General features: G+C 72.8%; 18 protein-coding genes. 8 read left to right on the top strand and 10 right to left on the bottom strand.

What is annotated here, in order from left to right; all coding sequences use genetic code 11:
- Positions 1 to 2: 2 nt before the first annotated feature.
- Both E5082_RS07870 and E5082_RS07865 read right to left on the bottom strand, forming a co-directional pair.
- Entirely contained in the window at positions 3 to 701 is a 699-nt protein-coding gene (locus E5082_RS07870; protein ID WP_135790535.1) for a uracil-DNA glycosylase, read from the bottom strand.
- A gap of 24 nt (positions 702 to 725) precedes the next feature.
- A complete protein-coding gene (locus tag E5082_RS07865; RefSeq protein ID WP_135790534.1) occupies positions 726 to 2,246 on the bottom strand; it encodes a YfcC family protein in 1,521 nt (506 codons plus the stop codon).
- A 128-nt stretch (positions 2,247 to 2,374) separates the two neighbouring features.
- On the opposite strand from E5082_RS07865, the gene E5082_RS07860 reads away from it, so the two are divergent.
- Positions 2,375 to 2,932 carry an RNA-binding S4 domain-containing protein gene (locus tag E5082_RS07860; RefSeq protein ID WP_229918670.1) on the top strand — a complete coding sequence of 186 codons (558 nt, stop codon included), beginning with the start codon at positions 2,375 to 2,377 and terminating at the stop codon, positions 2,930 to 2,932.
- Positions 2,933 to 2,965: 33 nt separating this feature from the next.
- Here E5082_RS07860 and E5082_RS07855 read toward each other — a convergent pair whose 3' ends face one another.
- On the bottom strand, positions 2,966 to 3,649 hold the full coding sequence (locus E5082_RS07855; protein WP_135790533.1) for a class I SAM-dependent methyltransferase: 684 nt from the start codon (positions 3,647 to 3,649) through the stop codon (positions 2,966 to 2,968).
- A 140-nt stretch (positions 3,650 to 3,789) separates the two neighbouring features.
- On the opposite strand from E5082_RS07855, the gene E5082_RS07850 reads away from it, so the two are divergent.
- Positions 3,790 to 4,116 (top strand): DUF6343 family protein, encoded by a 327-nt coding sequence (locus E5082_RS07850; RefSeq protein WP_135790532.1) that lies wholly within the window; start codon positions 3,790 to 3,792, stop codon positions 4,114 to 4,116.
- 13 nt (positions 4,117 to 4,129) lie between these two features.
- Here the strand turns inward: E5082_RS07850 and E5082_RS07845 are convergent, their stop codons facing one another.
- The 4 genes from E5082_RS07845 to rpsA all read right to left on the bottom strand — a co-directional run bounded on the left by E5082_RS07845 (position 4,130) and on the right by rpsA (position 7,878).
- Positions 4,130 to 4,510: a tetratricopeptide repeat protein gene (locus E5082_RS07845; RefSeq protein ID WP_086695140.1), complete on the bottom strand. Its 381-nt coding sequence runs from the start codon at positions 4,508 to 4,510 to the stop codon at positions 4,130 to 4,132.
- 50 nt (positions 4,511 to 4,560) lie between these two features.
- Positions 4,561 to 5,178: a dephospho-CoA kinase gene (coaE, locus tag E5082_RS07840; protein WP_135790531.1), complete on the bottom strand. Its 618-nt coding sequence runs from the start codon at positions 5,176 to 5,178 to the stop codon at positions 4,561 to 4,563.
- A gap of 32 nt (positions 5,179 to 5,210) precedes the next feature.
- On the bottom strand, positions 5,211 to 6,149 hold the full coding sequence (locus E5082_RS07835; RefSeq protein WP_135790530.1) for a PAC2 family protein: 939 nt from the start codon (positions 6,147 to 6,149) through the stop codon (positions 5,211 to 5,213).
- A gap of 229 nt (positions 6,150 to 6,378) precedes the next feature.
- Complete coding sequence (gene rpsA / locus E5082_RS07830; RefSeq protein WP_086695143.1) at positions 6,379 to 7,878, bottom strand: 30S ribosomal protein S1; 1,500 nt, start codon at positions 7,876 to 7,878, stop codon at positions 6,379 to 6,381.
- Between the two features lie 386 nt (positions 7,879 to 8,264).
- On the opposite strand from rpsA, the gene E5082_RS07825 reads away from it, so the two are divergent.
- Together E5082_RS07825 and hrpB are read left to right on the top strand one after the other, a co-directional pair.
- Positions 8,265 to 9,077, top strand: a complete 813-nt coding sequence (locus E5082_RS07825; RefSeq protein WP_229918671.1) for a class I SAM-dependent methyltransferase — start codon at positions 8,265 to 8,267, stop codon at positions 9,075 to 9,077.
- Between the two features lie 25 nt (positions 9,078 to 9,102).
- On the top strand, positions 9,103 to 11,604 hold the full coding sequence (gene hrpB / locus E5082_RS07820; RefSeq protein ID WP_135790528.1) for an ATP-dependent helicase HrpB: 2,502 nt from the start codon (positions 9,103 to 9,105) through the stop codon (positions 11,602 to 11,604).
- A gap of 6 nt (positions 11,605 to 11,610) precedes the next feature.
- On the opposite strand, the gene E5082_RS07815 is transcribed toward hrpB, so the two are convergent.
- Positions 11,611 to 13,380, bottom strand: a complete 1,770-nt coding sequence (locus E5082_RS07815) for a lytic transglycosylase domain-containing protein (RefSeq protein WP_135790527.1) — start codon at positions 13,378 to 13,380, stop codon at positions 11,611 to 11,613.
- A gap of 313 nt (positions 13,381 to 13,693) precedes the next feature.
- On the opposite strand from E5082_RS07815, the gene E5082_RS07810 reads away from it, so the two are divergent.
- Complete coding sequence (locus E5082_RS07810) at positions 13,694 to 14,578, top strand: DUF4184 family protein (protein WP_135790526.1); 885 nt, start codon at positions 13,694 to 13,696, stop codon at positions 14,576 to 14,578.
- Here the strand turns inward: E5082_RS07810 and E5082_RS07805 are convergent.
- Both E5082_RS07805 and polA read right to left on the bottom strand, forming a co-directional pair.
- Positions 14,493 to 14,903 (bottom strand): hypothetical protein, encoded by a 411-nt coding sequence (locus E5082_RS07805; protein WP_135790525.1) that lies wholly within the window; start codon positions 14,901 to 14,903, stop codon positions 14,493 to 14,495. The genes E5082_RS07810 and E5082_RS07805 overlap by 86 nt on opposite strands.
- Positions 14,904 to 15,004: 101 nt before the next feature.
- Entirely contained in the window at positions 15,005 to 17,728 is a 2,724-nt protein-coding gene (polA, locus tag E5082_RS07800; protein WP_135790524.1) for a DNA polymerase I, read from the bottom strand.
- A gap of 190 nt (positions 17,729 to 17,918) precedes the next feature.
- Between polA and E5082_RS07795 the strand changes: the two genes are divergently transcribed.
- The 3 genes from E5082_RS07795 (at position 17,919) to E5082_RS07785 (ending at position 21,448) form a co-directional block, all read left to right on the top strand.
- Complete coding sequence (locus E5082_RS07795; protein WP_135790523.1) at positions 17,919 to 20,219, top strand: FdhF/YdeP family oxidoreductase; 2,301 nt, start codon at positions 17,919 to 17,921, stop codon at positions 20,217 to 20,219.
- A 57-nt stretch (positions 20,220 to 20,276) separates the two neighbouring features.
- A complete protein-coding gene (locus E5082_RS07790; protein ID WP_135790522.1) occupies positions 20,277 to 20,756 on the top strand; it encodes a PaaI family thioesterase in 480 nt (159 codons plus the stop codon).
- Between the two features lie 89 nt (positions 20,757 to 20,845).
- Positions 20,846 to 21,448 carry a Tat pathway signal sequence domain protein gene (locus E5082_RS07785; RefSeq protein WP_135790521.1) on the top strand — a complete coding sequence of 201 codons (603 nt, stop codon included), beginning with the start codon at positions 20,846 to 20,848 and terminating at the stop codon, positions 21,446 to 21,448.
- Positions 21,449 to 21,616 lie beyond the last annotated feature (168 nt).

Genomic DNA, 21,616 nt, shown 5'->3' with positions numbered 1-21,616 from the left:
TGTTAGAGCAGCCCCGCCGCCCTGGCTGCCGTCCCCAGGGTCTCCCGGAGCATCTTGGGGGTGAGGCGGCCGGTGAAGGTGTTGCGCTGGCTGACGTGGAAGCAGCCGTAGAGGTCGAGGCCGCTTTCGAGCGGGACGTGGGTGCCGTGGCCGAAGGCGGGGCGGGGGCGGGGGACGGTCCAGCCCGCCTCGGTGAGCGCGGGCAGCGCCGCCTGCCAGCCGAAGGCGCCGAGCACGACGACCGCCCGGAGCGTCGGCCGGAGCAGCTTCAGCTCCTGCACCAGCCAGGGCCGGCAGGTGTCGCGCTCACCGGGCGTCGGCTTGTTGGCGGGCGGGGCGCAGTGCACGGGGGCGGTGACACGGACGCCGTACAGTTCCAGCCCGTCGTCGAGGGCGACCGAGGTCGGCTGGGAGGCGAGGCCCAGGTCGTAGAGGGCCTGGTAGAGCACGTCGCCGGAGCGGTCGCCGGTGAACATGCGGCCGGTGCGGTTGCCGCCGTGCGCGGCGGGGGCCAGCCCGATGACCGCCAGCCGGGCGTCGGCGGGCCCATAGCCGGGTACCGGGCGCCCCCAGTACGTCCAGTCCGCGAACGCGGCCCGCTTGGTACGGGCCACCTCCTCGCGCCACTCCACCAGCCGCGGGCAGGCCCGGCACTCGCTCACGCGCCGGTCCAGCCGTGCGAGGCCACCACTGTCGTCCATGCCCTTCACGGTAGTCCGGCCCGGTCAGGTGAACGCCGCGCCCAGTGCGAGGAACCCGCAGATCAGCGCGAACAGCACGGCCAGCAGCGGCCACGCGAACCGCAGGTACTTGTCGTAGCCCACCTTGGCGAGCGCGACACCGCCCATGACGACGGCGGTGGTCGGCACCCACAGGTTCATCCAGCCGCTGGACGCCTGCCAGGCGGTGACCGCGACCGCGCGGGACACCCCGGCGAAGTCCGCCAGCGGGGCGAGGATCGGCATGGCTAGCGTGGCGTGGCCGGAGGTGGAGGGGATCAGGAAGGCCAGCGGCAGGTTCACCACGAACACGATGACCGCGAAGACACCGGACGAGGTCCCCCGCACCACGCCCTCGATGGAGTGCAGCACGGTGTCGGTGATCTTCGAGTTGTTCATGATCACGGTGACGCCGCGGGCCAGCACGATGACCAGCGCGGGCGAGATGAAGTCGGCCGCGCCCTGCACGATGGTGGAGCTGAGCCGCTGCTCCCCCATCCGCGCCACCAGCCCGACCAGCACGGCCGCGCAGATGAACAGCGCGGCGAGCTGCGGGAAGGACCAGTCCAGCTCGAACCCGTACGGGGTGGCGTCCGCGTTGCCGGTGAGCGCGCTGGACCAGGGCACCACGGAGAAGATCATGAACGCGAAGACCAGGACCATCGTGGTCAGCACCGCCCGGTGCAGCCCGGTCAGCTCCGGTTCCGCGTCCGGTGCCTCGGTGGCGTGCTCGCGGTCGCCGGGCAGGAAGCCGGTGAGGGAGCGGGCCGGATCCCGCCGTACCCGCCGGGCGTACCGGATGACGTAGGCGACCGTCACCGCCGTCAGCACCACCCACATCAGGAACCGCAGCGCGATGCCGTCGCCGAGGGAGATGTCGGCGGCCGATGAGGCCACCCCGGTGGCGAAGGGGTTCACCGTCGAGCACAGCACGCCGATGCCCGCGCCCAGGATGATCGTGCCGACGGCCACCATCCGGTCGTAGCCGAGGGCGAGCATCAGCGGCACGATCAGGCCGTAGAAGCCGAGGGTCTCCTCGGCGAAGCCCTCCACGGTGCCGAGCACCGAGAAGACCACCATGATCCCGGCGATCAGCAGCGCGCCCCGCTCCCGCAGCCGGTGCGCGAGCCGGGCGATGCCCCGGTCGAGCGCGCCGGTGGCGAAGACGACGGTGATGAACGCGCCGATGGCCAGCACGAACAGGAACACCCCCGCCGCGCCGTACAACTCCCCCGCCAGGTCCGGCCCCACCACCCCGGTCTTCGGGTCCCTCAGCCCGTACAGCCCGTTGACCGGGGAGAGGAACAGGTCGTTGAGCCGGTCGACGACGGACTCCCCGGCGGAGACGCGGTGGTACGTCCCCTGCACGGGGGCGCCCGCCGCGTCCCGGTCGTACTGGCCCGGCGGGACGAGGAAGGCGAGCAGCCAGACGGCGATCGTGACGACGGCGAGCACGGTGAGCGCGCTGGGGAAGGTGAACGTCCGCCGGTGCCGGGGCGGCTCCTCGGCCTCGGCCTCGGTCTCCATGTCCCCTCCTCTGCCCGACCTCGGCAACAGCCTCCGGGGTGCACCGGCGGGCCGCATCCGGGGCGGAGCGCGGGAGTGGTGGGAAACGCCGTACCGGCCCGGCGCGGCGGAGCGTTAGGGTCGGCAGCATGGCACTCGCTTCACAGGACCCGGCCGCCGACGGCGCCCGGGAGGCCGCAGCCCCGGAGGCACCGGCGCCCGACCCCGGTACCGCCGCCGCGGTGGCCGCCGCCGAGGCCGCGGGTCTCGCCGCCGGGGAGTCGGTGCGGATCGACAGCTGGATCTGGGCCGTGCGCCTGGTCAAGACACGGTCGCTGGGCGCCACCGCGTGCCGGGGCGGCCATGTCCATGTGAACGGTGAGCGGGTGAAGCCCGCGTACTCCGTGCGGGTGGGTGACGAGGTGCGGCTGCGACACGAGGGCCGGGAGCGCGTGGTGATCGTGAAGCGGCTGATCCGCAAGCGGGTCGGCGCTCCGGTGGCCGCCCAGTGCTACGTCGACAACTCCCCTCCTCCCCCGCCCCGCGAGGCGGTCGCCCCCGTCGGCATCCGCGACCGGGGCACCGGCCGCCCCACCAAGAGGGACCGCCGCGAACTGGAACGCCTGCGCGGCCTGGGCGCACCGGACGCCCCCGGCGCTCCCGGCGTCGCCCCGGACCCCGACGGCAGGCGCCGGCCGGGCCGCTGAGCCACGGCGCCGGCGGCCCGTCCCCTTTGGCCCTCAGCCCGCCGGCACCGCCCGCACCCATGTCCCGTCGTCGGTCAGCTCGGCGTCGACTCTCAGCCCCGCCTGCGCCAGCGCGGTCTCGAACTGCTCCTTCGTCAGGGGCCTGCTGCGGAAGGTCTGGGTCCAGGTGGCGTCCGGGAAGGTGTACTCGGCCCGCACCGAGTTGACCCCGTCCCCGACCGGTTCCACCGAGGCGATCCGGACGGTGAAGCCCCGGGGGTCGACGCGCTCCCTCGGCACGTTCTCGTGGTAGTCCGCGCCCTCCCGCTGGATGAGCACGCGGCCGTCCGGCGCCACATGGCGGGCGCAGGCGTCCAGCAGGGCGTGGCGCAGCCCCGGGTCGGCGGTGTGGACCAGGAACGAGCCGAGCAGGACCACATCGAACCGTTCGCCCAGGTCCAGGTCCTCGATCGGCGTGCATATGGTGCGCTCCGCCCCGCGCACCCGCTCCAGCATCTCGGCGGACTCGTCCACCGCCGTCACCCGGAAGCCGCGCTCCAGCAGGGCGTGGGTGACCCGGCCCGCGCCGCTGCCCAGCTCCAGGATGTGCGCCCCGGCGGGCACGGCGGCGGCGATGACGTCCGGTTCGTCGCCCGGGGGAAAGCGGACGTACAGCTCGACCGCACAGCCGTCCGGGGTGATCGCTCCGGGGCCGGTGCCCTGATGTCCTTCACGCATCTCGACTGTCATGCCGGAAGAACGGACGATCTTCGCTCAGCCGTTCCCGTCCCGCCCCGAACCACTCGTTCGAGTCAATTCACACCGTCCCCGGAACCGGAGTACGTTGCGAGAGAGGTTGCCGGAGAGGTGGTGATCGGATGCGTACCGGCAGTGAACCGACGACCGCGCGCAGTGCGCTGCGGGCGCGGCTGTGGCTGAGCGTGTGGGGGTTCGCCTGGACCGCCTTCGGCACCGTGGCCTTCGCACTCACCGGACGGACCGGCTGGGCGGTCGCGTGTGCCGTGCTGTGGCTGGTGGTCACGGTCGACCTGGCCCTGGTCCTCCGTCATCTGCGCCAGGGACCGCACTACCAGCCCGGCCGCGACGTGCCCCCGTACCAGCCCGCGCACGACGAGCCGGCGGTACGGCCCAGACGGCGGCGAGGATTCCCGCGCCTGCCCGCGCCCCGGCACCACCACCCCTGAGAGACGGGGGCTTTCAGGAGTCGAAGCGGGCCGCGCGCAGATAGTCCGGGTTGGGGTCCAGCGCGGCGGCCAGCCGGAAGTGACGCCGGGCCTGACCCGGCCGGCCCTGTCGCTCGTAGGTGCGGCCCAGCGCGAAGTGGGCGAAGGCGTTGTCCGGCTCGCGCTCCAGCACCACCGTGAACTCGAGTTCGGCGGGCCGCAATTGCGCGGCGGCGAAGAAGGCGCGCGCCCGCAGCAGCCGGGCGGCGGTGTTCTCGGGGTGAGCGGCGATCACTTCGTCGAGCAGTTTCACCGCGCCCCTGGGGTCCCGCGCGTCGAGCAGATGCTCGGCGGCGCGGAAGTCGATGACATCCGTCTCCGGTGTACGTCCGGCGGAACCATTGCTCTCGGGCACGGCGAAGTCCTTCCCTCACTCCGCCGTTCCAACGCCTCGGAGCCGAAGGGCTATTCCGCGCCACCGCTCCGCGCGGCCGCGCGCCGGTCCAGCTCGGCCCAGACCTCCGCGACCCGCTTCTCCAGCGCGTCCAGCGGCACGTCGTTGTCGATCACGATGTCGGCGATCTCCCGGCGCTGCTCGCGGCTGGCCTGGGCGGCCATGCGGGCGCGAGCGTCCTCCTCGGTCGTCCCGCGCAGCCGGACCAGCCGGTCGAGCTGGGTCTCGGGGCTCGCGTCCACGACGACGACGAGGTCGTACAGCGGCGCCAGCCCGTTCTCGGTGAGGAGCGGTACGTCGTGCAGGACGACGGCGTCGGCGCTCGCGGCGCTCTCCAGCTCGCGGGACCGCTCGCCCACCAGGGGGTGCACGATCGAGTTGAGGACGGCCAGTTTCTCGGGGTCGGCGAAGACGATGGACCCGAGCCGGGGCCGGTCCAGCGAGCCGTCCTCGGCGAGGATCTGCGGCCCGAACGCCTCCACCACGGCCGCCAGCCCCGGTGTCCCCGGCGCCACGACCTCCCGCGCGATCCGGTCCGCGTCGATCAGCACGGCCCCGTGCTCCACCAGCAGCCGCGACACCTCGCTCTTGCCGGCTCCGATGCCGCCGGTCAGCCCCACTTTCAACATGCCGCGCAGCCTAGACCCTGCTGCCGGGAGGCTTACGCCTCCCCCTCCCGCTCCGCGAGGAACCGCTCGAACTCGCGGCCGATCTCGTCGGCGGAGGGGATGTCGACGGGCTCGGCGAGCATGTTGCCGCGGGTCTCGGCACCGGCGGCGGCGTCGTACTGGTGCTCAAGGCCCTGGATGAGCGAGGTCAGTTCCTCGTCGCCCTCGCGGATCTGGCGGTCGATCTCGGTCTGGGTGCGGTGGGCCTCGGTGCGCAGGCCGTGCGCGACGCCGGGCAGGACGAGACCGGTGGCGGCGGTGATCGCCTCCAGCACGGTCAGCGCGGCGTCCGGGTAGGCGGAGCGGGCGAGGTAGTGCGGGACGTGCGCGGCGACACCGAGGACGTCGTGCCCGGCCTCGCCGAGCCGGTACTCCAGCAGCGCGGCGGCACTGCCCGGCACCTGGGCCTCCTCGAAGGGGCTGCGGTGTCCGGGGACGAGGTCGGTGCGGTTGCCGTGCGGGGTGAGGCCCACGGGACGGGTGTGCGGCACGCCCATCGGGATGCCGTGGAAGTTGACGGACAGCCGGACACCCAGCCGCTCCACGATCTGCTGCACGGCGAGCGCGAACCGCTCCCACTCCACGTCGGGCTCGGGCCCGGACAGCACCAGGAACGGCGCGCCGGTGGCGTCCTGCACCAGGCGGACCTCGATGGCCGGCACCTCGTAGGCGGTCCAGCCGTCCCGCTGGAAGGTCAGCAGCGGACGGCGGGCCCGGTAGTCCACCAGCCGGTCGTGGTCGAAACGGGCCACGACCTGGTGCGGCAGCGTGTCGAGGACACGCTCGACGATCTGGTCGCCCGTCTCCCCCGCGTCGATGTATCCGTCGAAGTGGTAGAGCATGACCAGCCCGGCCGACTCCTGAGCCAACGCCATGTCCACCACGGCAAGCCCCTTCGGCTCCCAAGCGAACAAACCCTGCGGATCAACCACGATGACCGCCCCTCCTTGTGTCCGAATGAGCCAACACCGAGAAGCAACAGAGCATTCCCAAGATCACCTAACAGGGTCCAGCTGCAATTCCCTGAAGGGGCGCGGGGAACTGCGCGAACACCCCCACGGCCCGCACCTGACCACGGACCAAAAACACCGAAGGGACCCGCACCTCGAAAGGTACGGGTCCCTCAAGTCAGCCTAGGCGGCTAAACCTCAGCGGCAGCGTTCAGCTCTGGCCGCCCGCCAGCTTCTCACGCAGCGCGGCAAGCGCCTCGTCCGAAGCAAGGGCACCGGAGGTGTCCGCACCCTCGGAGGAGTAGGAACCGCCACCGGACGCGGCCGGAGCGGCACCCGCGGCGTCGCCACCCTCGGCAGCGGCCTTCTCGTCCGCCTCGCGGGACTTGATGACCTGGGCCTGGTGCTGCTCGAAGCGCTGCTGCGCCTCGGCGTACTGGCCCTCCCACGCCTCGCGCTGGGTCTCGTAGCCCTCGAGCCAGTCGTTGGTCTCGGGGTCGAAGCCCTCGGGGTAGATGTAGTTGCCCTGGTCGTCGTAGGACGCGGCCATGCCGTACAGGGTCGGGTCGAACTCGACCGACGCCGGGTCGGCACCGAAGGCCTCGTTGGCCTGCTTCAGCGAGAGGCTGATGCGGCGACGCTCGAGGTCGATGTCGATGACCTTGACGAAGATCTCGTCGTTGACCTGGACGACCTGCTCCGGGATCTCCACGTGGCGCTCGGCCAGCTCGGAGATGTGCACCAGACCCTCGATGCCCTCGTCCACGCGGACGAACGCACCGAACGGAACCAGCTTCGTGACCTTGCCGGGCACGACCTGGCCGATCTGGTGGGTGCGGGCGAACTGCTGCCACGGGTCTTCCTGGGTCGCCTTCAGCGACAGGGAGACGCGCTCGCGGTCCATGTCCACGTCGAGGACCTCGACGGTGACTTCCTGGCCGACCTCGACAACCTCGGACGGGTGGTCGATGTGCTTCCAGGACAGCTCGGAGACGTGCACCAGGCCGTCGACGCCACCCAGGTCCACGAAGGCACCGAAGTTGACGATGGAGGACACGACGCCGGAGCGGACCTGACCCTTCTGGAGGGTCGTGAGGAACGTCTGGCGGACCTCGGACTGGGTCTGCTCGAGCCAGGCACGGCGGGACAGGACCACGTTGTTGCGGTTCTTGTCCAGCTCGATGATCTTCGCCTCGAGCTCCTTGCCCACGTAGGGCTGGAGGTCGCGGACGCGGCGCATCTCGACCAGGGAGGCCGGGAGGAAGCCGCGGAGGCCGATGTCGAGGATGAGACCACCCTTGACGACCTCGATGACGGTACCGGTGACGATGCCGTCCTCTTCCTTGATCTTCTCGATGGTGCCCCAGGCGCGCTCGTACTGGGCACGCTTCTTCGAGAGGATCAGGCGGCCTTCCTTGTCCTCCTTCTGGAGAACCAGGGCCTCGATCTCGTCGCCGACCTTGACGACCTCGTTCGGGTCGACGTCGTGCTTGATCGAGAGCTCGCGGCTCGGGATGACACCTTCGGTCTTGTAACCGATGTCGAGCAGGACCTCGTCCCGGTCGACCTTCACGATGACGCCGTCGACGATGTCGCCGTCGTTGAAGTACTTGATCGTCTCGTCGATCGCGGCGAGGAAGGCTTCCTCGTTACCGATGTCGTTGACCGCAACCTGCGGGGTGGTGGCGGTGGTCTCGGTGCTGCTCGTCATGTGGGAAAGGGCTCCGGTACGGACATTGAAGTCGTAGGTACTGCTTACGCCGGGAGCCCGTTTCGCTCTGCAGAAGCCGGACAGCCAAGGAAGCGCCACAAGAGCACCGGGTGCCCGGTGGCGCCTCGACAACCGAGGGATACATACAGATGCGAGCGCGACCTGCTACGTCTGAGGTGCGCAGGCCCGCAGCGCAACTTGTAGCATACGGGGGCAGCCGGGCAGGGTCAATGCGCGAAGGCGCACACCGCGGACGGATCGCCGCATACCCGGCGGAACAATCGCCCAACTGGGCGCGCGTGACCGCGCGATCCCTTCCGTGACACGCGTCCGGCGGGCCGGTTGGACGGAAGAGTACGACGAGGGAGCCGATCATCCAAGAGCCTGTGGGGCACGACCCGGAGGGGTCCGAGCCGGAAGCCACCCGCCGTGACGCGGGGGTCGCGGAGAGCAGCAGGGCCAACCGCGGCTGGTGGGACCGGAACGCCGACGAGTACCAGGTCGAGCACGGCACCTTCCTCGGTGACGACCGCTTCGTCTGGTGCCCGGAGGGGCTGGACGAGGTGGAGGCCGAGCTGCTGGGCCCGGCGGAGGATCTGAAGGGCCGGGACGTGCTGGAGATCGGCGCGGGCGCGGCGCAGTGCGCGCGCTGGCTGGCCGCGCAGGGGGCCCGGCCGGTCGCGCTCGACCTCTCCCACCGGCAGCTCCAGCACGCGCTGCGCATCGGCTCGGGGTTCCCGCTGGTGTGCGCGGACGCGGGCGCGCTGCCCTTCGCGGACGCCTCCTTCGACCTGGCGTGCTCGGCGTACGGGGCGCTGCCGTTCGTGGCCGATCCCCGGCTGGTGCTGCGCGAGGTGCGGCGGGTCCTGCGGCCGGGCGGCCGGCTGGTGTTCTCGGTGACGCATCCGATCCGCTGGGCGTTCCCGGACGAGCCGGGTCCGGAGGGGCTGTCGGTGGCGTCGTCCTACTTCGACCGCACTCCCTACGTGGAGCAGGACGACGACGGGCGCGCCGTCTACGTGGAGCACCACCGCACGATCGGTGACCGGGTGCGGGACGTCGTGTCCTCCGGGTTCCGGCTGGTGGACCTGGTGGAGCCGGAGTGGCCGGCCTGGAACACCTCCGAGTGGGGCGGCTGGTCCCCGCTGCGCGGCAATCTGATCCCCGGTACCGCGATCTTCGTCTGCGAACGGGACTGACCGCCCGGCGTACGACACTGGGGGCGTGATCCGTGACGACGCCCTCGCCGCGCTGCCCGTGCGCTCCGCCCTGCCCGACCTGACCGCCGCGCTGGACGAGGAGGGCACCGCCGTGCTGGTGGCGCCGCCCGGTACCGGCAAGACGACGCTCGTGCCGCTGGTGCTGGCCGGACTGGTCGGCGGGGGTCCGGCGCGGCGGGTAGTGGTGGCCGAGCCCCGCCGGATCGCGGCGCGGGCCGCCGCGCGGCGGATGGCGTGGCTGCTGGGCGAGAAGCCGGGGGTGAGCGTCGGCCACACCGTTCGCGGCGAACGTGTGGTGGGACGCCATACCCGCGTCGAGGTCGTGACCACCGGTGTCCTCCTCCAGCGGCTGCAGCGGGACCAGGAGCTGACCGGTGTCGACGTGGTGGTGCTCGACGAGTGCCACGAGCGGCATCTCGACGCCGACACGGCCGCCGCCTTCCTCTGGGACGTACGGGGGACCCTCCGGCCCGACCTCCGCCTGGTGGCCGCCTCCGCGACCACCGACGCCCGGGGCTGGGCCCGGCTGCTCGGCGGCGCGCCGGTGGTGGAGGCGGCCGGGGTCTCGTACCCCGTGGAGGTGATCTGGGCGCCGCCCGCGCGTCCGGTACGGCCGCCGCACGGCATGCGGGTGGACCCCGCCCTCCTCGCGCACGTGACCTCGGTCGTACGGCGGGCTCTCGCCGAGCGGACCGGTGACGTGCTGTGCTTCCTGCCCGGGGTCGGCGAGATCGCCCGCGTGGCCGGGCAGCTGGGCCGGCTTCCCGATGTCGACGTGCTCCAGGTGCACGGCCGCGCCCCCGCCGCCGTGCAGGACGCGGTGCTCTCCCCCGGCGAACGGCGCCGGGTGGTCCTGGCGACCTCCGTGGCCGAGTCCTCCCTCACCGTGCCGGGCGTCCGGGTCGTCGTCGACTCCGGGCTCGCGCGGGAGCCCCGGGTGGACCACGCGCGCGGCCTGAGCGGCCTGACGACGGTACGGGCCTCCCGCGCGGCGGGCGCCCAGCGCGCGGGGCGGGCCGGGCGCGAGGCACCCGGCGTGGTCTACCGCTGCTGGGACCGCGCCGAGGACACCCGTCTCCCCGCCTTCCCGGCCCCGGAGATCAAGGTCGCCGACTTGACCGCCTTCGCCCTCCAGGCGTCCTGCTGGGGCGACCCCGACGCCACGGGCCTCGCCCTCCTGGACCCGCCGCCGGCCGGCGCGATGGCAGCGGCCAGGGACGTCCTGACCGCGGTCGGGGCCGTCGATCCGCTCGGCCGGGCCACCCCCCGGGGCACCCGCCTCTCCCGCCTCGGCCTCCACCCCCGCCTCGGCCGGGCCCTCCTCGACTCCCCCGCCCCCGCCGCCGAAACGGTCGCCCTCCTCTCGGAGGAGGTGCCCCGCGAGTACGGCGACGACCTGGCGGGTGCCCTGCGCCGGGCCCGCCGGGGTGGCGACGCGTATGCCGCGAGGTGGGCGGCGGAGGTACGGCGGCTGCGCGGGGCGGTGGGGGCGGACGGCACGGGCGCGCCCGGTCCCGCCCGTGAGCCCCGCGGCGACGAGGCCGTCGTCGCTCAGGCAGCCGCTCTGGCCTTCCCCGAGCGGATCGCCCGGCTGGACGGCGGGTCGTATCTGATGGTGTCCGGGAGTCGGGTCGAGCTGGACGAGGGGTCGGCGTTGCGGGGGGCGCCGTGGATCGTGGTGGCTGTGGCGGACCGGGCCGTGGGGAAGGCGCACGGCCGGGTGCGGCTCGGGGCTGCTGTGCGGGAGGACGTGGCCCGGGCGGCCGCCGCTCCGCTGCCGGAGGAGCGGGAGGAGGTGCGCTGGGTCGACGGGGAGGTCGTGGCGCGGCGGGTCGAGCGGCTGGGGGCCGTCGAGCTGGCCGTGCGGGCCCTCACCCGGCCGGACCCCGAGTTGGTGCGGGCCGCCCTGGTCGACGGACTGGAGCGGGAAGGGCTGGGGCTGCTGCGGTGGACCGAGCATGCCCGACTCCTCCGCCAACGGCTGGCGTTCCTGCGCGCGCGGCTCGGGGAGCCGTGGCCCGACGTGTCGCAGGAGGCGCTGCTGGCTCGCGTGGACGCCTGGCTGGAGCCGGAGTTGGGGCGGGCCCGGCGCCGGGCGGACCTGGGGCGGATCGACGCGGGACAGGCGCTGACGCGGCTGTTGCCTTGGGCGGGCGGGGAGGCGGTCCGGCTGGACGAGCTGGCGCCGGAGCGGATCGCCGTACCGAGCGGGTCACGGGTGCGGGTGGACTACGCGGACCCCGAACGGCCAGTGCTGGCCGTGAAGTTGCAGGAGATGTTCGGGCTGCGCGAGACCCCGGAGGTGGCCGGGGTGCCGCTGCTGGTGCATCTGCTGTCGCCCGCCGGGCGGCCCGCCGCCGTGACGGCGGACCTCGCCTCGTTCTGGCGGGACGGCTACCGGGCGGTCCGGGCCGAGCTGCGCGGGCGCTACCCGAAGCATCCCTGGCCCGAGGACCCCGCCACCGCCGAGCCGACCCGTCACACGACGGCCCGGCTCAGGCGATGAAGGACCTCAGGAACTGGCCGACGGGCTCGGCGACGGGCTCGCGGAGGCGCTCGCCGTGGCGGCGACCTTCAGCTCGACGGTGACGCTCCCGCCGCCCGGCGTGGTGACGCGGAGCAGGTAGGTGCCGCTGAAGAGGTCCGCGTACAGCTTGGGCAGCGTGACGACACCGTTCGCGTCGGTGGTGAGCCCGGTGAGGGTGCGCACGGGCTGGCCGTCCGCGTCCTTGAAGTAGGGCCCGACGATGTTCGCGGTGGGGTTGGCCGCGGACTTGATCAGCGTGGCGGTGGCGCCGACCTTGGCCGCCGGAGCGCCCTTGTACGTCGCCTTCACCTGGACCTGACCGGCGAACTCGCCGCCCGGAGCGCAGGTCAGTGCGGTGTCGGAGGTGCGGACCAGCTTGTCGGCGGGGCGCGGGGTGACGGTGGCCGTGTAGCCGACGCCCTTGGCCGCGTGCCCGACGACCACGCCGGTGACCTTGAAGGTGCCGGTCTTCTCCCCCGCGAGGAGCTGCGGGGCGAGCGCGACGCCCTTGGCATCGGTGGCGATGGTGGCCACCCGCTCGCCGCCGGTGAAGGTGGCGTCGGTGTCGCCGCTGATGGTGAACCGCACCCGGACCTTGGCCACGGACTTGCCGTCCTTGGTCACCGCGCGGGCGCCGATCCGCCGTTCGAAGGCGTCCCCGGCCGTGGCGGTCAGCTCGGTGCCGTCCAGGTCGGGGGAGACGAGGTGGTCCACCGTGTCGGACGGGGTGGGCGTCCCGGCCGGCGGGGTCGGCTCGGGCGAGGGACTGCCGGGCGTGCCGGGGGCCGGACTGGGGCTGCCCTTGGACGGGTTGGCCGGTTTGGCGGGCTTGGCGGGCTTGGCGGGCTTGGCCGGCTTCGAGGGCTTCGGCTCGGCCGCGCCCGGAGCGGCGGGCATGCTCGTGCGCGGCAGGCCGTCGTCGCTGCGATGGCGGGGTACGCCGCCGGAGCCGTCCGGGACCGAGTGGGTGCCCTTGCGGTAGTAGTCCACCCAGCTCAGCACGAGGTCGAGGTAGTCGGTGGAGTTGTTGTAGCTGAGGATCGCGCGGTGCAGGTCGCGTTCCGTGGAGAGGTCCCAGCCATTGCGGCACAGGTAGTGGCCCGCGGCGAGGGCGGCGTCGTAGACGTTGTTCGGGTCGGCCTTGCCGTCGCCGTTGCCGTCGCGGCCCGCCCACGCCCAGGTGGAGGGGATGAACTGCATCGGGCCGATGGCCTGGTCGTAGGAGCTGTTGCCGTCGTAGGCACCGTGGTCGGTGTCCTTGATGAGGGCGAAGCCGTTGCCGTCGAGCTGGGGGCCGATGATCGGGCTGATCGTGGTGCCGTCGGCCCTCACGCGGCCGCCTCTGGCCTGGCCGGACTCCACCTTGCCGATGGCGGCGAGGAGTTGCCAGGGCAGGTTGCAGCCGGGCTTGGCGGCGCGGAGTTCGGCCTCGGCCTTCTGGTAGGCGTCCAGGACGGTCGCGGGGATGCCCGCCTCGCCCTCGCCCCGCGAGACGGGCGTGCCGATCGTCGAGGACGGGCTCGGGAGGGGGCTGTTGAGCGGCGGAAGGTCCGTGTAGTACGGAGAGTTGCCGGTGGCGTTGCCGTCCGCCGAGACCTCCGGCACGGGGGTGCTGTGGCCCGCGCTGGTCTGGAGGGGTTCGGGGGCGCCGGTCGCGCCCGGTGCCTGGGACGCGGAGAGTGCCGCCACCGCCAAGGCGGCCGCCGCGGTCGTCGCCGCTCCCTTGCGCAGCCGCCTGCCCTTGTGCGCCGCCATAGAGTGAACCCCTCCCGTGGACGCTCTCGGCGTCCGTCTGCGCCTGTCCCGACTGAAGGTGTGACGGCCGAGCCGGTGCCACGGTTGCCCGGTGTGCCGTCCTGTGGTCTGTGGGGTGGGTCACCTGACCGTGTGCACGACAGATGCGCCCCGGCCGACCCTACGTCAACTCCCCTGCCTCGAGGCACCCGTGGCGCCCGCGTTTTGCGGACTTGGCCGACTCCCGTCGCCCGTAGGGCCGGTGAGGGCGGATCACGCATACTGGGCGCGCGATCACCGGCGCCGCCCGTGCCGGGCGTTCCGGGAGGTCCCGTTGCCCTTCACCCTCAGCCATGCCGCGGCCGTACTGCCCGCCGTCCGCCGGGACGGGACCGGGCGCGGGCCGCTGGTCCCCGCGGTGCTCGTCGCGGGCTCCTTCGCGCCGGACCTGACCTATTACGCGGCCGGCGTCCGCCCGGAGGCGATGGAGTTCGGGACGTTCACGCACTCCTTCACCGGTGTGCTCACCGTGGACGTGCTGATCTCCTGGGCGCTGGTGGCGCTCTGGCTGCTGGTGCGCGAGCCGCTGGTGGCGCTGCTCCCCGGGGCCTGGCAGCCGAGGCCCGCCGCCCTGCTGCGCTGCGGGGCACCCCGCGCGCGGGTCCGGGCCGGGGCGGTGCTGTGGTGGTACGTCTCGGCCGCGCTCGGCGGGCTCACGCACGTGGTGTGGGACGCCTTCACCCACCACGACCGCTGGGGCACCGGCCTGGTCCCGGTCCTCACCCGCGTCATGGCCGGAATTCCCCTCTTCCAGTGGCTCCAGTACGGCACCTCGGCCCTGGCCGCCGCCGGGATCGCCGCCTTCCTGGTGCGGGCACTCCGGTCGGCACCGGCCGGGGAGCCGGTGGGCGTGCCTCTGCTCTCCGTACGGGACCGGTGCTGGGCGCTGCCCCTGCTGGTCGGCTGCGCGCTGGGCGCGGCGGTGGTGCGGGCGGCGCGCTGGTGGGCCTACTGGGGCGCGGTCGCCCGGCCCTGGGAACTGGTGCCCGCGGTCTGCTTCGGCGCGGGCGCGGGCCTGTTGCTCGGGGTCGTGCTGTACGCGGGAGCGGTACGGGTGTGGCGGCCCCGTGCTGCTACGCCCGCTTCCGTTCCGATCGGGGACCCGGTGTCGCGGGGCGCGACGGCCGGCGCGGGGCCGCAGGGGCGGGGCGGTCGGTGAGGGAGGCCACGAACACGGTGAGCGTGTGCCGGGGGCGTGCCTTCGGCAGGTGGGTCAGCAGCAGCGCGAGGTAGCCGCGCGCGAGGTCGGCGCAGGCGTGCCGGTCGGGAAGACGGCGGGTCCCGGCGGCCAGGGCCCGGCGGGTGGCCGCGCCCGCCCGGCGGACGCGGGTCAGCGGGTACCCGGGGTGGCGGGCGGCGCTGGCGTCGGCCGCCACGACGGGCACGGCCGTCCTGGACGCCTCGGGCGCCGGTCCGGTGTCCGTACGCTCCGTGCTGCCGTGCCGCGGGGCGGGCCTCAGGCGGTGAAGCATGCGTATACCCATGCCCGCAGTCTCGCGGGTGGCGGGCGGGGCCTGCGTCCTGGCGGGGGCCACGTGAGTGAGACCCCGCGGGGAGGGCGGCTCTCCGCGGGGTCTCAGGTGGCTCAGTGCGCCGCGGACTCCCAGTCCGGGCCGACGCCGACCGAGACGTCCAGCGGGGCTCGCAGGCTGACGGCGTCGGCCATCTCGCGGCGGACGATCTCCTCGGCGGCCGCGCGCTCGCCGGGGGCGATCTCCAGCACGATCTCGTCGTGAACCTGGAGCAGCATCCGGGACTTCAGCCGCGCCTCGCGCAGCGCCCGGTCCACGTTGAGCATCGCGATCTTGACGATGTCGGCGGCGGTGCCCTGGATCGGGGCGTTCAGCGCCATCCGCTCGGCGGCCTCGCGGCGCTGGCGGTTGTCGCTGTTGAGGTCGGGCAGGTAGCGGCGGCGGCCGAAGAGGGTCGCCGTGTAGCCGGTCGCCCGCGCCTCGTCGACCGCGCGGCGCAGATAGTCCCGTACCCCGCCGAACCGCTCGAAGTAGGTGTCCATCAGCGCGCGGGCCTCGCCGGCGTCGATGTTGAGCTGCTGGGAGAGGCCGAAGGCGGACAGGCCGTAGGCGAGGCCGTACGACATGGCCTTGATCTTGCGGCGCATCTCCGCGTCGACCGCGTCCCGGCCGACCGAGAAGACCTGGGAGGCGACCGTGGTGTGCAGGTCCTCGCCGGAGGTGAACGCCTCGATCAGGCCGGCGTCCTCGGAGAGGTGGGCCATGACGCGCAGCTCGATCTGGCTGTAGTCGGCCGTCATCAGGGACTCGAAGCCCTCGCCGACCACGAAGCCCCGGCGGATCGCGCGGCCCTCGTCGGTGCGGACCGGGATGTTCTGCAGGTTGGGGTCCGTGGAGGACAGCCGGCCGGTCGCCGCCACCGTCTGGTTGAAGGTGGTGTGGATACGGCCGTCGGCGGCGATGGTCTTGATCAGGCCCTCGACGGTGACGCGCAGCTTGGCCTGCTCCCGGTGGCGGAGCATGATCACCGGCAGTTCGTTGTCGGTCTGCGCGGCGAGCCAGGCCAGGGCGTCGGCGTCGGTGGTGTACCCGGTCTTGGTCTTCTTCGTCCTGGGCAGCGCCAGCTCGCCGAAGAGGACCTCCTGGAGCTGCTTGGGCGAGCCGAGGTTGAACTCGTGCCCCGCCGCCGCGTGCGCCTCCTTCACCGCCTGCTGCACGGCGCCCGCGAAGGTCTGCTCCATGCTCTCCAGGTGCGGGCGGTCGGCCGCGATGCCGTGCCGCTCCATGCGGGCGAGCAGGGCGGAGGTGGGCAGCTCCATGTCCCGCAGCAGGTCGGCGGCGCCGACCTCGGTGAGCCGGGTCTCCAGCGCCTCGCCCAGGTCGAGGATGGCGCGGGCCTTGATCATGAGGGCCTCGGCCTCGGCGCCGTCGTCCCCGCCGAAGGCGAGCTGACCGTCGGCCGCGGCGGCCGGGGCCAGCTCGCGGTGCAGGTACTCCAGCGAGAGCGCGTCCAGGTCGAAGGAGCGGCGGCCGGGCTTGACCAGGTAGGCGGCGAGCGCGGTGTCCATGGTCACGCCCTCGACCTGCCAGCCGTGCTCGGCCAGCACCCGCATGGCGCCCTTGGCGTTGTGCAGCACCTTGGGCCGCGCGGCGTCGGCCAGCCAGTCGGCGAACGCCCGCTCGTCGGCCTCGTCCAGCTCGGCGGGGTCGAACCAGGCGGCGGCTCCCCCGGCGGCGGCGAGGGCGACCTCGGCGACCGAGCCGGAACCCAGCGCCCAGGTGTCGACCGTGGCCATGCCCAGCGGCCCGGCGGCGTGCTCGGCCAGCCAGCCGGCCAGCTCGCCGGTGCCCAGGACCGTGCCGTCCACCTCGATGCCGTCCGCGACGACCGGGGTGGCCTCGGCCTCCTGGGCGCCGGGGTCGACGGCGAAGAGCCGCTCGCGCAGAGAGGGGTTGCGGATCTCCAGGGTGTCCAGGAACGCCGCCACGCCCTTGCGGTCGTACGGCTCACGGCCGAGGTCCGCGACCGTCCTCGGCAGCTCGACCTCGCGCTCCAGCTCGGTCAGGACACGGTTGAGCTTGACCGACTCCAGGTGGTCGCGGAGGTTCTGCCCGGCCTTGCCCTTGACCTCCTCGACGCGCTCGACCAGCTCCGCGAACGAACCGAACTGGTTGATCCACTTCGCGGCGGTCTTCTCGCCGACGCCGGGGATGCCGGGCAGGTTGTCGGACGGGTCGCCGCGCAGGGCGGCGAAGTCGGGGTACTGCGCGGGCGTCAACCCGTACTTCTCGAAAACCTTCTCCGGGGTGAAGCGGGTCAGCTCCGAGACGCCCTTGGTCGGGTAGAGCACCGTGGTGTGCTCGCTGACCAGCTGGAAGGAGTCCCGGTCGCCGGTGACGATCAGCACGTCGAAGCCCGCGGCCTCGGCCTGGGTGGCGAGGGTGGCGATCACGTCGTCCGCCTCGAAGCCGTCCACGGCGAAGCGGGGCGCGTGCATCGCGTCCAGCAGCTCGCCGATCAGCTCGACCTGGCCCTTGAACTCGTCCGGCGTCTTGGAGCGGTTCGCCTTGTACTCGGTGAACCGCTCGGAGCGCCAGGTCTTGCGGGACACGTCGAAGGCGACCGCGAAGTGCGTCGGCGCCTCGTCACGCAGGGTGTTGGCCAGCATCGAGGCGAAGCCGTAGATCGCGTTCGTCGGCTGGCCGGTCGCGGTGGTGAAGTTCTCCGCGGGCAGCGCGAAGAACGCGCGGTACGCCAGTGAGTGCCCGTCCATGAGCATCAGGCGGGGTCGGCCGCCGGGAGGGGTGTCGGTCTTCTTCGATGCTGTCTCTGCCACGCCCCCGATCCTGCCACGCCGCACCGACAGCCGAGTCCGCGAACCTTTTCCCCGGAAGATCGCACACTGTCCACAGGGCTCCTCCACCCGCTGTCCACAGGGCTCCCGCTGCGGACGCCCGCGGGGCATGCTTGTCCGGCGGGGCCGGGGGACCCCGGATGCGAGAAGGACGATCGAAGGGGAGCGGGCGATGGCGACGAAGCCGCCCAAGGGTGATCCGGTGCAGGACGCGCCGCGGACAGGGGAGCCGAAGCACGCGGCGGCGGGGCTGCCCGCGGTGGGGCATTCCCTGAAGATCGCGCAGCAGCAGATGGGGGTGCGGCGCACCGCGCTGACCCTGCTGCGGGTGAACCAGAAGGACGGCTTCGACTGCCCCGGCTGCGCCTGGCCCGAGCCGGAGCACCGGCACATGGCGGAGTTCTGCGAGAACGGCGCCAAGGCGGTGGCCGAGGAGGCCACGCTGCGCCGGGTCACCCCGGAGTTCTTCGCCGCGCACCCGGTGGCCGACCTCGCGGGGCGCAGTGGCTACTGGCTGGGCCAGCAGGGGCGCCTCACCCACCCCATGTACCTGCCCGAGGGCGCCGACCGCTACGAGCCGGTCACCTGGGAGCGCGCCTTCGACATCATCGCGGAGGAGATCGCGGCCCTCGGCTCGCCGGACGAGGCCGTCTTCTACACCTCGGGACGCACCAGCAACGAAGCGGCGTTCCTGTACCAGCTCTTCGCCCGTGAGCTGGGCACCAACAACCTGCCCGACTGCTCCAACATGTGCCACGAGTCGTCCGGTTCGGCGCTCTCGGAGACGATCGGCATCGGCAAGGGCAGCGTCCTGCTGGAGGACCTGTACCGGGCCGACCTGATCATCGTGGCCGGGCAGAATCCCGGCACCAACCATCCGCGCATGCTCTCCGCGCTGGAGAAGGCCAAGGCGGCCGGCGCGCGGATCATCAGCGTCAATCCGCTGCCCGAGGCGGGCCTGGAGCGGTTCAAGAACCCGCAGACCCCGCAGGGCATGCTCAAGGGCGCCGCGCTCACCGACCTGTTCCTGCAGATCCGCATCGGCGGCGACCAGGCCCTCTTCCGCCTGCTGAACAAGCTGATTTTGGAGACGGAGGGCGCGGTCGACCAGGAGTTCGTCCGCGAACACACCCACGGCTACGAGGAGTTCGCGGACGCGGCGGCCAAGGCCGACTGGGACGAGACACTGGCCGCGACCGGGCTGACCCGCGCGGAGATCGAGCGGGCCCTGGAGATGGTGCTGGCCTCGAAGCGGACCATCGTCTGCTGGGCCATGGGCCTCACCCAGCACAAGCACTCGGTGCCGACCATCCGCGAGGTGGTCAACTTCCTGCTGCTGCGCGGCAACATCGGCCGTCCCGGCGCCGGGGTGTGCCCGGTGCGCGGGCACTCCAACGTGCAGGGCGACCGCACGATGGGCATCTTCGAGCGCCCCGCGCCCGCCTTCCTGGACGCGCTGGAGCGGGAGTTCGGCTTCGCCCCGCCGCGCGAGCACGGCTTCGACGTCGTACGGGCCATCCGCGCACTGCGGGACGGCGAGGCGAAGGTGTTCTTCGCCATGGGCGGCAACTTCGTCTCCGCCTCCCCCGACACCGAGGTCACCGAGGCGGCCATGCGGCGGGCCCGGCTGACCGTGCACGTGTCGACCAAGCTCAACCGGTCGCACGTGGTCACCGGCGCCCGCGCGCTGATCCTGCCGACGCTGGGCCGCACCGAGCGCGACGTCCAGGGCGGGGGCGAGCAGTTCGTCACCGTCGAGGACTCCATGGGCATGGTGCACGCCTCGCGCGGCCGGCTGGCGCCCGCGAGCCCCCACCTGCTGTCCGAGCCCGCCATCGTGGCCCGGCTGGCGCGGCGGGTACTGCCGGACAGCACGGTGCCGTGGGCGGAGTTCGAGCGGGACTACGCGGCGATCCGCGACCGCATCGCGCGGGTGGTCCCCGGCTTCGAGGACTTCAACGCCCGTGTCGCCCGGCCCGGCGGCTTCACCCTGCCGCACGCCCCGCGCGACGAGCGCCGCTTCCCCACCGCCACCGGCAAGGCCAACTTCACCGCCGCGCCGGTGGAGCACCCGGAGCTGCCCGAGGGCCGGCTGCTGCTCCAGACACTGCGCTCGCACGACCAGTACAACACCACGATCTACGGCCTGGACGACCGCTACCGGGGCATCACCGACGGCCGCCGCGTGGTGCTGGTCCACCCCGAGGACGCCCGCGAACTCGGGGTGAGCGACGGGAGTTACGTGGACCTGGTCGGCGAGTGGAGCGACGGGGTGGAGCGGCGGGCGCCCGGTTTCCGGGTGGTGCACTACCCGACCGCGCGGGGCTGCGCCGCCTCGTACTACCCGGAGACCAATGTGCTGGTGCCGCTGGACGCCACCGCCGACACCAGCAACACCCCGGCCAGCAAGTCGGTGGTGATCCGGCTGGAGGCGCGCCCGGAGGGCCGTCTGGAACAATCGGTGACCGACTGAGCGTTCGCTCAGTGATATGGGTCGCCGCCGGACAGGCGTACGAGAACGGAGCCGGGCATGGGTGAGCAGCAGCAGGTGAAATTCCCGCAGGAAATCATCGACGAGTACGCGGCGCTCGGTGTGGACTTGCCCGCGATGTTCTCCGCCGGTCACCTGGGGACGCGGATGGGCGTGCAGATCGTCGAGGCTGCGCCGGAGCGGGTGGTCGGCACCATGCCGGTGGAGGGCAACACCCAGCCCTACGGCCTGCTGCACGGCGGTGCCTCGGCGGTGCTCGCCGAGACCCTCGGCTCGGTCGGCTCGATGCTGCACGGCGGCAGTTCCAAGATCGCCGTCGGCGTCGACCTGAACTGCACCCACCACCGGGGCGTCCGCTCCGGCCTGGTCACCGGCGTCGCCACCCCGGTCCACCGGGGCCGCTCCACGGCGACGTACGAGATCGTCATCACCGACGAGCAGGACCGCCGCGTCTGCACGGCCCGTCTGACCTGTCTCCTGCGCGACCTCCCGGCGGGCGAGGCCCCGGCCAAGGACTGACGCTCCCCGTTGCCCCGCCCCGTCCCACGCCGTAGCTTTCGGCGCATGGGACGGGGCGGGGCATTTCTCGTACGGCCCGGATTTCGGCGATGACCGGCATCGGCCCGCTGGAACCCGGCGAGGGCACCTGGGCGCGCGAGCCCGCCGAGGCACGTCCGGCACCCCGCCCATGGCGCCGCCGCACCCTACTGATTCCGGCCACCGCCTGCGCCGTGCTGGCGGCCGGCGCCGCCCTCTGGATCACCCGCCCGCGCCCGGCTCCCCCGCCCGAACTCCCCTTTCCCGCACAGACGGTGACCGTGACCTTCCTGGTCGGCCGGAGCACCGCGCCCCACCGCCTCGCCTTCGACGTGCGGCTCGCCGTCGAGCCCGGACCCCCGCTCACCGTGACCCGGGTGAGCCAGCCCTACGCCGGGATGTCGGCCGAATCCGAACCCCGCGCGCCCTTCCGCACCGCGGCCGGCTCGTCCCGGGTGATCACCGTGACCATGCGTGTCACGGAATGCGGAAGGGTGCCCAAAAACGCCGCATTGCCTTTCCTGGAAGTAACACTGCGTAATGCGCGCGCAATACAAACCCAGAGTTTCATCCTCGGCCCGCGCTACACCCGATACCTCTCCCGCGCCCTCGGGGAAGCCTGCGGCGAAAGTACGCCGTCATCACCAAAACACCCGAGACGCCTGAACAGTTGAGGGCGCGTGCTGCGCGTTCTCAGCATGTGGACAGGGCGAATCGGCCGGAATTCCGGCGTTCCCCCCACGGGGTACCGCTCTGCATTACCTCGTGTCATAACAAGAGCGTCACAGCCTTGGTCAAGCTCTCCTACACGTTCCCATCACACGCTTAGAGTCACGGCCAGT

This window comes from Streptomyces griseoluteus (genome assembly GCF_004784465.1).
GTDB classification, from domain to species: Bacteria; Actinomycetota; Actinomycetes; order Streptomycetales; family Streptomycetaceae; genus Streptomyces; species Streptomyces griseoluteus.
The sequence above is the reverse complement of the archived record's forward strand: the minus strand, read 5'-3'. Positions and strand labels throughout refer to the sequence as shown.